General features: G+C 64.4%; 16 protein-coding genes and 1 other RNA gene. 10 read left to right on the forward strand and 7 right to left on the reverse strand.

What is annotated here, in order from left to right:
* From CWE01_RS18950 to CWE01_RS18970, 5 genes are all read right to left on the reverse strand, one after another.
* Entirely contained in the window at positions 1 to 1,002 is a 1,002-nt protein-coding gene (locus CWE01_RS18950) for an extracellular solute-binding protein (protein WP_100942074.1), read from the reverse strand.
* 108 nt (positions 1,003 to 1,110) lie between these two features.
* Positions 1,111 to 2,328 carry a 2-octaprenyl-3-methyl-6-methoxy-1,4-benzoquinol hydroxylase gene (locus tag CWE01_RS18955; protein WP_177145403.1) on the reverse strand — a complete coding sequence of 406 codons (1,218 nt, stop codon included), beginning with the start codon at positions 2,326 to 2,328 and terminating at the stop codon, positions 1,111 to 1,113.
* 52 nt (positions 2,329 to 2,380) lie between these two features.
* A complete protein-coding gene (gene ubiH, locus CWE01_RS18960) occupies positions 2,381 to 3,568 on the reverse strand; it encodes a 2-octaprenyl-6-methoxyphenyl hydroxylase (RefSeq protein ID WP_100942076.1) in 1,188 nt (395 codons plus the stop codon).
* Positions 3,565 to 4,899 (reverse strand): Xaa-Pro aminopeptidase, encoded by a 1,335-nt coding sequence (gene pepP, locus CWE01_RS18965; protein WP_100942077.1) that lies wholly within the window; start codon positions 4,897 to 4,899, stop codon positions 3,565 to 3,567. Before pepP ends, ubiH begins: the two co-directional genes overlap by 4 nt.
* Positions 4,900 to 4,930: 31 nt before the next feature.
* On the reverse strand, positions 4,931 to 5,485 hold the full coding sequence (locus tag CWE01_RS18970; protein ID WP_100942078.1) for a YecA family protein: 555 nt from the start codon (positions 5,483 to 5,485) through the stop codon (positions 4,931 to 4,933).
* 146 nt (positions 5,486 to 5,631) lie between these two features.
* Between CWE01_RS18970 and CWE01_RS18975 the strand changes: the two genes are divergently transcribed.
* From CWE01_RS18975 to CWE01_RS18990, 4 genes are all read left to right on the forward strand, one after another.
* Complete coding sequence (locus CWE01_RS18975) at positions 5,632 to 5,841, forward strand: TIGR02449 family protein (protein ID WP_100942079.1); 210 nt, start codon at positions 5,632 to 5,634, stop codon at positions 5,839 to 5,841.
* Complete coding sequence (locus tag CWE01_RS18980) at positions 5,838 to 6,155, forward strand: cell division protein ZapA (protein WP_100942080.1); 318 nt, start codon at positions 5,838 to 5,840, stop codon at positions 6,153 to 6,155. Before CWE01_RS18975 ends, CWE01_RS18980 begins: the two co-directional genes overlap by 4 nt.
* Positions 6,156 to 6,186: 31 nt before the next feature.
* Positions 6,187 to 6,365: non-coding RNA, 6S RNA (gene ssrS, locus CWE01_RS18985), on the forward strand.
* A gap of 86 nt (positions 6,366 to 6,451) precedes the next feature.
* Entirely contained in the window at positions 6,452 to 7,057 is a 606-nt protein-coding gene (locus CWE01_RS18990; protein WP_100942081.1) for a 5-formyltetrahydrofolate cyclo-ligase, read from the forward strand.
* A gap of 33 nt (positions 7,058 to 7,090) precedes the next feature.
* Here the strand turns inward: CWE01_RS18990 and CWE01_RS18995 are convergent, their stop codons facing one another.
* Positions 7,091 to 7,249, reverse strand: coding sequence for a hypothetical protein (locus CWE01_RS18995; protein WP_100942082.1), 159 nt, complete (start codon positions 7,247 to 7,249; stop codon positions 7,091 to 7,093).
* A gap of 184 nt (positions 7,250 to 7,433) precedes the next feature.
* Here CWE01_RS18995 and CWE01_RS19000 point away from each other — a divergent pair, with 184 nt between their 5' ends.
* From CWE01_RS19000 to CWE01_RS19015, 4 genes are all read left to right on the forward strand, one after another.
* Positions 7,434 to 7,883, forward strand: coding sequence for an EVE domain-containing protein (locus tag CWE01_RS19000; RefSeq protein ID WP_100942083.1), 450 nt, complete (start codon positions 7,434 to 7,436; stop codon positions 7,881 to 7,883).
* A gap of 157 nt (positions 7,884 to 8,040) precedes the next feature.
* The gene (locus tag CWE01_RS19005) at positions 8,041 to 9,006 is read left to right on the forward strand and encodes a biotin/lipoyl-binding protein (RefSeq protein ID WP_100942084.1); all 966 of its coding nucleotides are present in this window, start codon (positions 8,041 to 8,043) and stop codon (positions 9,004 to 9,006) included.
* On the forward strand, positions 9,003 to 11,726 hold the full coding sequence (rbbA, locus tag CWE01_RS19010; protein ID WP_100942085.1) for a ribosome-associated ATPase/putative transporter RbbA: 2,724 nt from the start codon (positions 9,003 to 9,005) through the stop codon (positions 11,724 to 11,726). The genes CWE01_RS19005 and rbbA overlap by 4 nt, the downstream gene beginning before the upstream one ends.
* Entirely contained in the window at positions 11,726 to 12,844 is a 1,119-nt protein-coding gene (locus tag CWE01_RS19015; RefSeq protein WP_100942086.1) for an ABC transporter permease, read from the forward strand. Before rbbA ends, CWE01_RS19015 begins: the two co-directional genes overlap by 1 nt.
* A 57-nt stretch (positions 12,845 to 12,901) precedes the next feature.
* Here CWE01_RS19015 and CWE01_RS19020 read toward each other — a convergent pair whose 3' ends face one another.
* On the reverse strand, positions 12,902 to 13,318 hold the full coding sequence (locus tag CWE01_RS19020; RefSeq protein WP_100942087.1) for a flagellar basal body-associated protein FliL: 417 nt from the start codon (positions 13,316 to 13,318) through the stop codon (positions 12,902 to 12,904).
* Positions 13,319 to 13,474: 156 nt separating this feature from the next.
* Between CWE01_RS19020 and CWE01_RS19025 the strand changes: the two genes are divergently transcribed.
* A complete protein-coding gene (locus CWE01_RS19025) occupies positions 13,475 to 14,452 on the forward strand; it encodes an NADPH:quinone oxidoreductase family protein (protein WP_100942088.1) in 978 nt (325 codons plus the stop codon).
* A gap of 110 nt (positions 14,453 to 14,562) precedes the next feature.
* Positions 14,563 to 15,156 (forward strand): flagellar basal body-associated protein FliL, encoded by a 594-nt coding sequence (locus CWE01_RS19030; RefSeq protein ID WP_100942089.1) that lies wholly within the window; start codon positions 14,563 to 14,565, stop codon positions 15,154 to 15,156.
* The last annotated feature ends 16 nt before the right edge of the window (positions 15,157 to 15,172 follow it).

Consider the following 15,172-nt stretch of genomic DNA (forward strand, 5'->3'; position numbering starts at 1 on the left):
TCAGTTCCAGCCAGCGCGATCCATCAGGCGAATGGCCTCGGCCTGGCGCTTGCCGGCAATCTCGACGGGCAAGGTATCGGGCACGAACTTGCCCCAGCTCGCCACTTCGGCCGACGGCAGCACCGCCGGGTTGGCCGGGAACTCCTGGTTCACGTCGGCAAAGATGTGCTGCGCCTCGGGGGTGGTCATCCACTCCACCAGGGCCTTGGCTGCCTCCGGATGCGGCGCGTGCCGGGTCAGGCCGATGCCCGAGAGGTTCACATGCACGCCACGGTCACCCTGGTTCGGCCAGAACAACTTCACCGCCAGGTTCGGGTTCTGCTTGTGCAGGCGACCGTAGTAGTAGGTGTTGACGATCCCGACGTCGCACTGCCCGGCATTGATCGCCTCCAGCACGGCGATGTCATCGGAGAACACATCGGTGGACAGGTTGCTGACCCAGCCCTTGAGAATCTGCTCGGTCTGCTCGGCGCCATGCACTTCGATCAGGGTGGCGGTCAGCGACTGGTTGTAGACCTTCTTCGCCGTGCGCAGGCACAGGCGGCCTTCCCATTGCTTGTCGGCGAGGGCTTCGTAGGTGCTCAGGTCGGAAGGTTTGACCCGGTCGGAGGAATACGCCAAGGTCCGCGCCCGCAGGCTCAGGCCGGTCCACGCATGGGCGGACGAACGGTATTGCAGCGGAATATTGGCGTCGATCACCTTGGACGTGAAGGGCTGCAGGATGCCCATCTTCTCGGCCTGCCAGAGGTTGCCGGCATCGACGGTGAGCAGCAGGTCGGCGCTGGCATTTTCGCCTTCGGCCTTGATCCGCTGCATCAGCGGCGCTTCCTTGTCGGTGATGAACTTGATCTTGACCCCGGTCTTCGCGGTGTAGGCGTCGAAGACCGGTTTGATCAGTTCGTCGATGCGCGAGGAGTAGACCACCACTTCGTCGGCAGCGTGGGCAGTGCTGGCCATGAGGGAAAGGGCCAGGGCAGTCAGTAGACGCTTCGGTGCCAACATGGGAGCGGTCTCTCGATTACGAAATGAGCGCGAAATGATAGTGACTCACATTTCGCTTCTCAAACCTAACCGGAGACGGAGGAGTTACCAGATGTTGCACGGGGCCCGTCAGGCCCTGGCCAGCTCCGGCAGGTCGCCCGTCAGCCCCAGCGCCTGGCGCACGAACAGCGCCTTGGCCTCGGGCATCTGCTCGACGCTCTTCAAGCCGGTATTACGCAGCCAGCGCAGCGCCAGCGAGTCGGCCTGGAACAGCCGCTCGAAACCTTCCATCGCCGCCATCAACCCCAGGTTGTGCGGCATGCGCCGCCGTTCGAAACGGCTGAGCACCCGCACATCCGCCAGCCGCTCGCCGCGCTCGCGCGCATGCAGCAGTTCTTCAGCCAGCACCGCCGCATCAAGGAAGCCCAGGTTCACGCCCTGGCCGGCCAGCGGGTGAATGGTGTGCGCGGCATCGCCGATCAGCGCCAGCCCTTCGGCCACATAACGTTTGGCATGGCGCTGACGCAGCGGCACACAGAGCCGTGAGTCCGCCGACAGCACGGTCCCCAGCCGACCTTCGAAGGCCCGCTCCAGCTCCCGGCAGAACTCGTCCTCTTCCAGCAGCATCAGGCGCTGCGCCTGCTCCGGCGTGGTCGACCAGACGATCGAGCACCAGTCCTGCTGCCCATCGCGCTCCAAGGGCAAGAATGCCAGCGGGCCGTCATCGGTAAAACGCTGCCAGGCGGTCATCTGGTGCGGCTGAGAGCTGCGCACGCTGGTCACGATCGCATGGTGCAGGTAGTCCCACTCGCGGGTGGCGCAACCGGCCAGGCGGCGCACCGCCGAATTGGCGCCGTCCGCTGCGATCACCAGGGGCGCGCGCAGCTTGCGGCCGTCGGCCAGGGTCAGCAGCCAGTCGTCGCCGGAACGGCGCATCTGCTCCAGGCGCGCATTGGCCAGCAACCCCATGTCGCAGTCATGCAGACGTTCGAGCAAGGCATCCTGGACCACCCGGTTCTCGACGATATGCCCGAGCACCTCGGCATGCACGCTGGCCGCCGAGAAGTGGATCTGCCCGGTACCGCTGCCGTCCCAGACCTGCATGTCGCGATACGGGCTGGCCCGCCGCGCGCTGATCCCGCCCCACACGCCGAGGCGTTCGAGAATCCGCTGGCTGGCGGCGGACAGGGCGCTGACCCGCGGTTCGAAAGCCGCCTGCGGGTCGAACGGCTTGACGCTCAGGGGGCTGCCGTCGAGCAGGAGAATCTCCAGCCCGCTGTCTTTCAACGCCAGGGCCAGGGCGCTTCCGACCATTCCGGCCCCGACAATCAGCACATCTGCGCGCATTTCCATGCTTTAAGCCTTAATGAAGTTAACGCGGGCCGTGCTCGGCAAGGCCCTAGACATCGGAACGGGTACCCAGGCCCATCGCCTGCCGGGCGAACCAGCGTTTGGCCGGCGGCAGCAGGTCGAGGCCCAGCAGGCCGATATTGCGCCCCAGGGCTACCAGCGGCTGGGCATTGCCGAACAGGCGGGTGACCTGGTCGGAGAAACCCACGGTGAGCTGCTGATCCAGGCGCTGACGCTCCTGATAGGCCTGCAATGTGCCCAGGTCGCCCAAGGGTGCCGTGCTCGCCAGCAACGTCTCGGCCAGGGCCTGGGCATCGCGCAGGGACAGGTTGAAACCCTGCCCGGCAATCGGATGCAGGCTGTGGGCCGCATTGCCCAGCACCACCAGATGCGCACGCACCTGTTCTTCGGCTTCCACCAGGCTCAGCGGGTACAGGTGCCGCGCACCGACCTGGCGCAAGGTGCCCAGGCGATAGCCGAACACCCCCTGCAATTCCGCGAGGAAACTGCGCTCGTCCAGTGCGGCCAGACGCTGGGCATCCATCCCGAGTCGGGTCCAGACCAGCGCACAACGATTTTCCGGCAACGGCAGCAGGGCCATCGGCCCCTCATCGGTAAAGCGCTCGAAGGCCATGCCGTTATGGGCTTCGCTGGTGGTGATATTGGCGATCAGCGCACTCTGCCGATAAGGCCGCTTGCGCACACCGATGCCCAACTGCTCGCGCAAGCCGGAACGGCCGCCGTCAGCCAGTACCGCCAGGTCGCAGTCCAGCTGGGTTTCATCCCCCAGGGTCAGGCGATAGCCGTCTTCCAGCGGTTGCAGGTGGGTGACCTCGGCCGGACAACGCCAGCTGATCACCTCCTGGTCCAGCGCCTGCCACAGGCATTGCCCCAGCCAGGCGTTCTCCACCACGTAACCCAGGGCCGGCACGCCCTCCTCCATGGCGGACAGCCGCGCCGTGGAGAAACGCCCGCGGTCGGACACATGAATCTGCTTGATCGGCTCGGCGCGCTGGCTGATCGACTGCCACACCCCCAGGCGCTGATAGATCTGCCGGGCGCCGAAGGACAGCGCCGAAGAGCGCGCGTCGTAGCTGGGCTGATAACTGTCGCCGGGAGCGAACGGCTCGATCAGGGCAATCTTCCAGCCCCGGGCCTTGGCCCCGGCCTGCAAGGCCAACGCCAGGCTGGCACCGACCAGGCCACCGCCGATAATCGCCAGATTGACCCGACTCATGCCGCCTGGGTCCGGGCAGCGGCCATCAGCGCCTCGATCTCGGCCACGGTCTTGGGCGCGCCGCCGGTGAGGATTTCACAACCTTGTCTGGTCACCACCACATCGTCCTCAATGCGCACACCAATGCCTCGCCATTTCTTCGCCACATTCTGGTTGTCCGGGGAAATATAGATCCCCGGCTCCACGGTCAGCGCCATGCCGACCTCCAGCACGCGCCATTGATCGCCGACCTTGTAGTCGCCGACATCATGCACATCCATCCCCAGCCAATGGCCGGCGCGATGCATGTAGAACGCCTTGTAGGCTTCGCTGGCGATCAGTTCGTCGACATCGCCCTGCAACAGCCCCAGCTCCACCAGCCCGGCGGTAATCACTTGCACCGTCGCCTCGTGGGCCTGGTTCCAATGCTTGTTCGGCGCGATCTCGGCAAAGGCCGCTTCCTGGGAAGCCAGCACCAGTTCGTAGATCGCCTTCTGCTCCGGCGAAAACCGCCCGTTGACCGGCCAGGTGCGGGTGATATCGCTGGCGTAGCAGTCGATCTCGCAACCGGCGTCGATCAGCACCAGGTCGCCGTCCTTGAGCACCGCGTCATTCTGCTGGTAGTGCAGGATGCAGCTGTTGCGCCCGGTCGCGACGATGGAACCGTAGGCCGGCATCTTCGCCCCGCCCTTGCGGAACTCGTAGTCCAGCTCGGCTTCCAGGCTGAATTCATGCAGCCCGGCGCGACTGGCCTGCATCGCCCGCACATGGGCCCGGCAGGAAATCGCCGCGGCCTCGCGCATCACCTTCACTTCCGCCGCCGATTTATACAGGCGCATGTCGTGCAGCAGATGATCCAGGGCAACGAATTCGTTCGGCGGTTGCGCACCGAGGTGGGCCTTGGAACGGATCACGTTGATCCACTCCATCAGGTGCCGGTCGAATTCCGGGTTGCTGCCCATGGCCGAATAGACCCGGTCGCGCCCTTCGATCAGGCCCGGGAGGATGTCGTCGATATCGTTGATGGGGAACGCGTCGTCGGCGCCGAAGTCGCGGATCGCACCCTCCTGGCCGGCACGCAGGCCGTCCCAGAGCTCACGCTCGACATTGCGCTCACGGCAGAACAGCAGGTACTCGCCGTGGGGCCGGCCAGGGATCAGCACGATCACCGCCTGGGGCTCGGGAAAGCCGCTCAGGTACTGGAAATCGCTGTCCTGACGATAGACATGTTCGACATCACGATTGCGGATCGCCACGGCGGCAGCCGGCAGGATCGCGATGCTGTTGGGTTCCATCCGCGCCATCAGGGCCTTGCGGCGCCGGGCGTATTCCGCTTTCGGGATATGGATCATGGGCAGATGGAGCTCCCTGTCTGAAGGCTTCTTAATGCAGAGAAGGCTTGGCAGCCGGTTCAGCCGGTTTGTTGATTTCGGTGAACAGCAGCAGCGGCGCGACCCGCAGGTATTCCATGACTTCCATATAGTCGCTTTCGCCGTCGTCGGACTCTTCCAGGGCTTCCTGCACCTGGGCGATGGCCGCCAGGTCCTGGAGCACCTCGGTGGCCTCGACGCTCAGGGCGTTGGCGCGGTAGGTCAGGCCGAAACCGGCGAGGAAGCCCTGGCACCACTGGCCCAGCGCAATCGCACGCTCGGTCAGGGGCGCGTCGTCGGTGGGCAGCAGCAGGACAACGGTCATGTCGTCGCTGGTAAGCTCGCCCTTGACCATCTCTTGCAGGCCGATCAGGGCGTTGCGCACGTTGTCTTGCGGTTCGCCTTCGAGCAGCTCGGCGGCGTCCACCAGCCAGCTGTCGGCTTCGAAGCCGGCACCGGCGCAGCTGCGGCCGAGCAACAGGCCGTGCAGTTCGGCCGGCGAGACAGGGTGACCGCTGGTGCTCAGCAGGGTGGCAAAGGCGTTATACGGGGAATTCTGAATGGGCATGGGCGGCTAGGCGCCAAGCGGCGCAATGTCTAGAATGAAGGCCTTGTATCCTAGCATTCGCGCACGAGCCAGACCATCGGCCGTCCAAACGTTTGCTCCGGGCTTTGATTACTACCGCTCATCAGTCATATTTCAGTGGATACCCGATGGAAGACACCGACCTGCACGCGCTGATGGCCAGACTCGAACTGCTGATTACCCGGGTCGAGCAACTAAAAAGCCAAAATGGACTCTTACTAGCTCAGGAAAAGACCTGGCGCGAGGAGCGCGCAACCCTCATTGAAAAAAACGAAATCGCCCGGCGTAAGGTCGAATCCATGATTTCGCGCCTCAAAGCCCTGGAGCAAGACTCATGAGTTCAAGCAATAACGTGACCGTGCAGATCCTCGATAAAGAATATTCGATCATCTGCCCGCAGGAAGAACGCAGCAACCTGGTCAGTGCCGCTCGCTACCTGGACGGCAAGATGCGCGAGATCCGCAGCAGCGGCAAAGTCGTGGGTGCCGATCGCATCGCCGTGATGGCCGCGCTGAACATTACCCATGACCTGCTGCACCGCCAGGAACGCCCTGATGTCCAGGCCAGCGGCTCGACCCGCGAACAGGTGCGTGATCTGCTTGATCGTGTCGATTTGGCGCTGTCCGCTGATCCGGACAACAGCAAAGGCTGATTCCTACAGCCAGTTTCGGGTATACTGATGCCACTCCCTGGAGTGCTTGCCAGTTGGTGATGTCCCTGAGCCGATTCGCAAAACCACGGAAGTTGCACGTTGGGGCCGGTGTGCATGTCCGCTAGACGGAAAGCCTTAAGGCCCCCTGCATCTTCCACCTTGAACTCTCGGGTTCAAGGGCTAAGCCGACAGCGGTACGTCGGGGAGCCTGATTTCAACCCAGTGCCGGCTATCGCTGCCGGCAGTGGTGTTAACGAGTTGCCGTCCTGGCCGCTCGATTGCCCAAGCCAGATGCCATGACCGAACCTGCGCCGCCTTCCCGCCCGCAACTTCGACGACTGCTGCGCAAAGCCCGCCGCGCACTCAGCGCCAGCGAGCAACGCCAGGCTGCCCGCGGCCTGTATCGGCAATTGGCGCAACACCCGCTGTTTCGCCGTGCCCGCCATATTTCCCTGTACCTGCCCACCGACGGTGAGATCGACCCGCGCCTGCTGCTGCGTGAAGCACAACGACGTGGCAAGCACACCTATCTGCCGGTGCTGAGCGCCTGGCCGCGCACGCGGATGGTGTTCCAGCGCATTCGGCCGGGGGAAAAGCTGCAACCCAATCGTTTTCGTATTCTTGAGCCACGGGTCAAGCTGGCCGCGCAACGCAAGGTCTGGACGCTGGACCTGGTGCTGTTGCCACTGGTGGGTTTTGATATCGAGGGCGGACGACTGGGGATGGGCGGCGGTTTCTATGACCGCAGCCTGGCGTATCTGGCCCGCCGCCAAAGCTGGCGCAAGCCGACACTGCTGGGGCTGGCCCATGAATGTCAGAAAGTCGGGAAGTTGAATCAGGCCAGCTGGGATGTGCCGCTACAGGGCACGGTCACGGACCGCGCCTGGTATTTCGCGCCATAAACAATCGGGTCTATCCGGCAAGAAACGCCGGGATCAGCGCTTGAACAGGGTCGACTGCTGCGGTTGCTGCTGGACGATTTCCACCGGTACATCTTTCTTGCCGGACCAAAGGCCCTGGGCATAGCCTGTAGTGACCACGCCCAAACCGAACAAAATCACCAAAATCCATAGTAAATCCGGTTTGCGTTTCATCGATTGCCCCCCTAGGCAAATGACCCACGATGACAGCAACGGTTTTCGTTATAGGCCGTGCAGCAGCGTCAAGCTTAAAATCCCGGCATTTTGCGATAACGTGAAGCACTACGCAAACGCTGGCGTCAACCGACCGTCGGTTAGTGCGCGAAATTGCCCGACAAATTGCCCAAGGAGCAAAACCATGGCCTATTGGCTGATGAAATCCGAGCCCGACGAACTGTCCATCGAAGGCCTGGCCAAGCTCGGTGAGACACGCTGGGATGGCGTGCGCAATTACCAGGCGCGCAATTTCCTGCGGGCGATGGCGGTGGGTGATGAGTTTTTCTTCTATCACTCCAGTTGCCCCGAGCCGGGGATTGCCGGGATTGGTCGGATCGTCGCCGCAGCGTACCCGGACCCGACGGCGCTGGACCCCGAGAGCCCGTATCACGACCCCAAGGCCAGTGCCGAGAAGAATCCGTGGAGCGCCTTGCAGGTCGCGCACGTCGAGACCTTCGGCAAAGTTCTCGGGCTCGGCTACCTGAAACAGCAGGCCGAGTTGGCGGAGATGCCATTGGTGCAGAAAGGCAGCCGCTTGTCGGTGATGCCGGTCACAGCCGAACAGTGGGCTGCGGTTCTGGCGTTGCGCTGAAGCGACTGGCCTCTTCGCGGGCCCGCACTGACAACACATCATCCGACCATGCATCCCCCACCCGATTCAGGTTAGGCTTGCCGTTCATTTGACCAATATCAACGCGTTTCACCACGTATTCGGTCAAAATCGGACGCTACTGATGCAGGATGCAGCAATGTCGATGAATCAACGTCGTTCCCGTCTTTTCGCCGGTGCCCTGCTCGTGCTGTTGGCCGCCGCCGGTGGCTTCGGCTACTGGAAATCCCTTCACGACCGCCTGCCCGAAGGCCTCGGCATGGGCAATGGCCGCCTTGAAGCCACCGAAGTACAGATCGCCAGCAAGACCCCGGGCCGGCTGGCCGAAGTGCTGGTCAACGAAGGCGACAAGGTCACCCAGGGCCAACTGCTCGCCCGCCTAGACACCCGCACCCTCGAAGCCCAGCGCAACCAGGCCGAGGCCGAAGTGCTGCGCGCCCGCGAGAACTTCGCCGCGGCCCAGGCCAATGTGCAACTGCGCCAGAGCGAACTGCTGCTGGCCGGCCAGGAGCTCAAGCGCTTTCGCGAACTGTCACAGCGCGGTTTCGCCAGCGGCCAGGTGATCGACCAGCAACAGGCCCGCTACGACACCAGCACCGCCGCGCTGGCCGCCGCCAAGGCCCAGGTCTCGGCCGTCAGCGCCGCCATCGGTGCCGCCCAGGCCCAGGTCGCCCAACTGACCAGCGAAATCGACGACAGCAGCCTGCGCGCGCCCCTCAACGGCATTATCCAGCTGCGCCTGGCCGAACCCGGGGAAGTCCTCGGGGCCGGCGGTCGGGTCCTGTTGCTGATCGATCCCAGCGATCAGTACATGAACCTCTACCTGCCCGCCTCCGTGGTCGGTCGCCTGACCCAGGGTGACGACGCGCGGGTCGTGCTCGACGCCCTGCCCGAGCACCCCCTGCCGGCAAAAGTCGCCTTCGTCGCCGCCAAGTCGCAGTTCACTCCCAAGGAAGTGGAAACCCGCGACGAGCGGCAGAAACTGGTGTTCCGGGTCAAACTGCGCCTGACCGAGCCCGCCGCCGTGCCCCAGGCCAAACCCGGCATGCCCGGCGCCGGCTACGTGCGTACGAGCCCCGTGGACTGGCCGGCCAACCTGAAATGAGCGACCTGGCACTGCAAGCCAGTGGCATCCAGCACCGCTACGGCAACCAACAGGCCCTGATCGACATCGCGTTCAGCCTGCCCGCCGGCACCCGCTGCGGCCTGATCGGCCCGGACGGCGCCGGCAAATCGAGCCTGCTGGGGCTGATCGCCGGGGTCAAGAAGCTCCAGCAAGGCCAGTTGCAGGTGCTCGGCGGCGCCATCGACGAGCGCCGCCACCGCAACAGCCTGTACCCGCGCATCGCCTTTATGCCCCAGGGCCTGGGCGGCAACCTCTACCCCGAATTGTCGATCAGCGAGAACATCCGCTTCTTCGCTACCCTCTTCGGGCTGGGCAAAGCCGACTGCACCCAGCGCATGCAGAACCTGCTGCGCGCCACTGACCTGGAGCGCTTCGCCGACCGCCCGGCCGGCAAGCTCTCCGGCGGCATGAAGCAGAAGCTCGGCCTGTGCTGCGCGCTGATCCACGACCCCGACCTGCTGATTCTCGACGAGCCCACCACTGGCGTCGACCCACTGTCGCGGCGACGCTTCTGGGAGCTGGTGGACCAGGTCCGCAGTCAGCGCCCGCAACTCACGCTGCTGGTGGCCACCGCCTATATGGAGGAGGCCGAGCAATTCGAACACTGCCTGATGCTCGACCGTGGCCGCCTGATCGCCGTGGGCCTGAGCCAGGAACTGGCCGCCAGCACCGCGAGCGGCAAGCTCGACGACGCCTTCACCCATTTCCAGGGCGACAGCGGCCATGACAACCAGCCCCTGGTGATCCCACCCCGGGACAGCAGCCAGACCGATATCGCCATCGAAGCCCACGAGCTGACCTTGCGTTTCGGTGACTTCACGGCGGTGAACAAAGTCAGCTTCGCCATCGGACGCGGCGAGATCTTCGGTTTTCTCGGCTCCAACGGCTGCGGCAAGACCACCACGATGAAGGTCCTCACCGGCCTGATGCCGGCCAGCGAAGGCAGCGCCAAGCTGCTCGGCAAACCGGTGGACGCCGCGGACCTGGCGACCCGCAAGCGCGTCGGCTTCATGTCCCAGAGTTTCTCGCTGTATGGCGAACTCAGCACGCGGCAGAACCTTGAATTGCACGCGCGCCTGTTCGACCTGCCCAAGGCCGACAGCACGACACGAATCGAGGAACTGATCCAGCGCTTCGACCTCGGCGAGATCGCCGACCAGCCCTCCGCCGCCCTGCCCCTGGGCTTGCGGCAACGCCTGTCGCTGGCGGTGGCGGTGCTGCATCGCCCGGAAGTGCTGATCCTCGACGAACCCACCTCCGGGGTCGATCCGGCGGCACGGGACGACTTCTGGCGCCTGCTGATCGAACTGTCGCGGGAACAGGGAGTGACGATCTTTCTCTCCACCCACTTCATGAACGAAGCCCAGCGCTGCGACCGCATTTCCCTGATGCATGCCGGCCAGGTGCTCGCCTGCGACACCCCGGACGCCCTGCAACGGCAGTTCCACGGCGACACCCTGGAAGCGGCCTTTGTCCGCTGCCTGGAACAGGCACAGGGCAGCCAGGCGGAACCGCAAGGCACGGTCACAGAGACCGCCCCGCCCTCGTCCGGCCTGCCACCGAACAAGACCGGCTTCAGCCTGGCGCGCTTGCTGGCGGTGGCCAGCCGGGAAGGCAAGGAGCTGCTGCGCGACAAGGTGCGGCTGGCCTTTGCCCTGCTGGGTGCGCTGTTCATGATGGTGATCTTCGGCTACGGGATTTCCCTGGACGTGGAGAACCTCGCCTTCGCCGTGTATGACCAGGACCAGACGCCGCAAAGCCGGGCCTACCTGGAGGCCTTCCGCAGTTCGCGCTACTTCGAGGAGAAAGCGCCGATCCACGACGCCGCGCAGTTGCATCGGCGCCTGCAACGCTCGGAGATCAAACTCGCGCTGGAAATTCCTGCTGGCTTCGGACGCGACCTGTATGCCGGGCGCCAACCGACGGTCGCCGCCTGGCTGGACGGCGGCATGCCGTTCCGCGCCGAAACCAGCCGCAATTATGTCGAGGCGGTGCACCAGGCCAATCTCGAACAATTGGCGGCGCAAAGCAGCCCCGCTCACAACGCGCGCCCCGCCGCCAAGCTGGAAACCCGCTTTCGCTACAACCAGGACGTGGTCAGCGTGAACGCCATCGGTCCGGGGGTGATGGCGCTGATCCTGGCCTTTATCCCGGCCATGCTCACGGCCCTGGGCATTGTCCGCGAGAAGGAGCTGGGCTCGATCACCAATTTCTATGCCACGCCCCTGACCCGCCTGGAGTTCCTGCTGGGCAAGCAGGCGCCTTACCTGGCGGTCAGCCTGGTCAACCTGGGCCTGTTGGTGGCGATGAACCGCTGGCTGTTCGGCGTACCGTTCAAGGGCAGCGGCCTGACCCTGGCCCTGGGCGGCGTGCTCTATGTGCTGGCGACCACCGGCATGGGCCTGCTGATCTCGGCCTTCACCCGCACCCAGATCGCCGCGATCCTCGGCACCATGATCATCACCAGCCTGCCGACCATCCAGTTCTCCGGGCTGATCGTGCCCCGCTCGTCGCTGGACGGCGCCGCCGCGCTGATGGGCACGCTGTTCCCCGCCGGGCACTTTCTCGATATCGCCGTCGGCACCTTCACCAAGGCCCTGGATCTGCGCCAGCTGTGGCCGCAGTGCCTGGCCTTGTTCGGGTTCTTCGTCGCCTTTACCGGCCTGAGCCTGATCATGCTCAAGAAGCAGGAGGTCTGATGCACAAGCTCGCCCATATCCTGCGCCTTGGCATCAAGGAACTGACCAGCCTGCGCCATGACAGCGTCCTGCTGCTGTTCCTCTTCTATGCCTTCAGCGTGGCGATCTACATGCCGGCGGCCGGTTCGGTGATCGGCGTGCACAACGCCAGCGTCGCCCTGGTGGACGAGGACAACAGCGCGCTGTCGCGGCAACTGGGCGAAGCCCTGCAACCGCCGGAATTCCAGCGCCCGGCGGCGTTGGCCTACGACCATCTGGACGCCGCCCTGGACAGCGGCCGCTACACCTTCGTGATCAATGTGCCGGCCAACTTCCAGAGTGACCTGCTGGCCGGGCGCTCACCGGCCGTGCAGGTCAACGTCGATGCCACCGCCATGAGCCAGGCGTTCATGGGCGCCGGCTATATCGGGCGGATTTTCCAGCGCGAGCTGCTCGATTACAGCGGCCAGGCCGAAGCCGCGAGCCAGACGCCGGTCAAGCTGACCAGCCGGGCGTTGTTCAACCCCAACCTGGAGGGCGGCTGGTTCCTCGCGGTGATCCAGATCGTCAACAACATCACCATCCTGGCGATCATCCTCACCGGCACCGCGCTGCTGCGCGAACGCGAGCACGGCACCCTCGATCACCTGCTGGTGCTGCCACTCACGGCGCTGGAAATCATGCTGGCGAAAATCTGGAGCAACCTGCTGGTGGTGGTGATCTGCACCTGGGTGTCGCTGGAGGTGATCGTCAAGGGCGCACTGGGCGTGCCGTTGGCCGGCTCGATGGGGTTGTTCCTCGGGGTCACGGCGCTGTATCTGTTCGCCAGCACGGCCCTGGGGATTTTCCTCGCGACCCTGGCACGCTCGACCCCGCAGTTCGGCCTGCTGGCGATCCCGGTGATTATCCCCATGCTCCTGCTGTCCGGCGGCAGCACGCCGCTGGACAGCATGCCGACCTGGCTGCAATGGGTGATGCAGGGCTCGCCGTCGACGCACTTCGTCAGCCTGGCGGCGGCGATCCTGTTCCGCAATGCCGGGGTCGGCGTGGTCTGGCCCGACCTGCTGGCGCTGGCGGGCATCGGCCTGGTGTTCTTCGCGATTGCGTTGATGCGCTTCCGCAAGAGCCTGGCGTCCTGACTTCCATGGCGAGCGGGCTCGTCCGCTCGCCACACAAACCCGGCATGCCTGCGAGCGTTACTGAACGATCAGGTTATTGAACAGCAGGTCCTCGATCATCGGCTTGCCGGTTTCGTCGTTCATCACCTGTTGAACCTGCTTCAGCGCTTCCTGGCGCATCTTTTCCTTGGCCTCGACGTTGCTCATCGAGTCCACGGTCTGCTGGGCGAACAACGCCACCAGCTGGTTACGGATCAACGGCTCATTGGCCTTGACCGCCTTGGCCGCTTCCTCACCGGTCACGCGCAAGGCCACATCGGCCTTGTAGACCTTGAGCTTCGGGCTGCCATCGAGGCCATAGTTACCGACGAACGGCGGCGTCAGGCTGATATAGCTGACTTTCGGGCCCGCCGCTTCCCCTTCCTTGGCTTCTTCCGCCGCCACTGCCGCCAGTGGCAGGGACAAGGCCAACATCAACATGATCAACGCTTTCACAATTCGCTCCTTATCCGGTTTGCGGCCTAGCATAGCGACCCGCACCGCCCTGCCCAAGCAAAAGCTTATGGCGGACTATCAGGGTGGGGCATGCTCGTTGACCCTTCGACTCACACACCTACACTTATCGGCCATCACTCCCAAAGGAATAGCCCGATGAAAGCCGTGCTCTGCAAAGCCTTCGGCCCCGCCGAAACGCTGGTGCTGGAAGAGGTCGCCAGCCCGGTGCCCGCGAAGAACGAGATCCTGCTGCAGGTGCACGCCGCCGGGGTGAATTTCCCGGACACCCTGATCATCGAGGGCAAGTACCAGTTCAAGCCACCCTTCCCGTTTTCTCCGGGTGGCGAGGCGGCCGGCGTGGTCGCCGCGGTGGGCGAGAAGATCAGCCATCTCAAGGTCGGCGACCGGGTGATGGCCCTGACCGGCTGGGGCAGCTTTGCCGAAGAGGTGAAAGTGCCAGGCTATAACGTGCTGCCGATCCCCGCCGCCATGGACTTCACCACCGCCGCCGCCTTCAGCATGACCTACGGCACCTCCATGCATGCGCTCAAGCAGCGTGCGCAGTTGCAGCCGGGGGAAACCCTGCTGGTGCTCGGCGCCTCCGGAGGCGTGGGCCTGGCCGCCGTGGAAATCGGCAAGGCCATGGGGGCCCGGGTGATCGCCGCCGCCAGCAGTGCCGAGAAACTCGCGGTGGCCAAGTCCCTGGGCGCCGACGAACTGATCAACTATGGCCAGGACAATCTCAAGGATGAAATCAAGCGCCTGACCGACGGCAACGGCGCCGACGTGATCTACGACCCGGTCGGTGGCGACCTGTTCGACCAGGCCATCCGTTCCATCGCCTGGAACGGCCGCCTGCTGGTGGTGGGTTTTGCCAGCGGGCGCATCCCGGAGCTGCCGGTGAACCTGGCGCTGCTCAAGGGCGCCTCGGTGGTCGGCGTGTTCTGGGGCTCGTTCGCCCAGCGCCAGCCCCAGGACAACGCCGCCAACTTCCAGCAATTGTTCAGTTGGTACGCCGAGGGCAAATTGAAGCCGCTGGTGTCGCAGACCTATCCACTGGCGCAGACCGCACAGGCCATCAATGACCTGGGCCAGCGCAAGGCCGTCGGCAAAGTGGTGGTGCAGGTGCGTTGAACACCTGACAACAGTTTCACCCGGCAAGACGCCTGAATACCGCTATATTTTGCCCATGATCGAGGCGCGCTCATGACGAGCGCGCCCCTGCATCCCATCGAGGCAAATCCATGCTCAAACTGCTACAGCCCCTGCTCCCCGGCGTACTCGCCTTCTGCGCGCTGATCCTCGCTACACCGGCCATGGCCCACAAGGAAGTCGGCTTGAGCGATGTCACGGTACTGATCGTCCGCCACGCGGAAAAACCCGAACAGGGTCGCGGGCTCAGTCCCGCGGGCGAGCATCGGGCCCTGGCCTACGCCAGCTACTTCGATCCCTTGTCGCTGGACGGCGCGCAACTGACCCCGCAACGCCTGATCGCCACCAGCGACAGCAAGGAAAGCGAGCGGCCACGCCTGACGCTCACCCCACTGTCGCAGCGCCTGAACCTGCCCATCGAACAACCCTACGCCGACGGCGAAGTCGACAAGCTGGTCAAATCCCTCGGCAAGGACAACAGCGTGCCGGTGGTGCTGATCGCCTGGCACCACGGGCATATCGACAACCTGATCGAAGCCTTCGGCGGTGATGCGAAAATGCTGACCGGGCAAAAGCATTGGCCGGAGGAGGTATATGACTGGCTGATCGTGCTGCGCTTTGACCACAAAGGGCAGTTGATCGAGTCCCGCAGCGAAAAGATCGATGAACCCCCCTTTCCCGGCTGACACCGAAGGGAAGCGA

Source organism: Pseudomonas sp. QS1027, from assembly GCF_002814235.1.
Taxonomy (GTDB): Bacteria; Pseudomonadota; Gammaproteobacteria; order Pseudomonadales; family Pseudomonadaceae; genus Aquipseudomonas.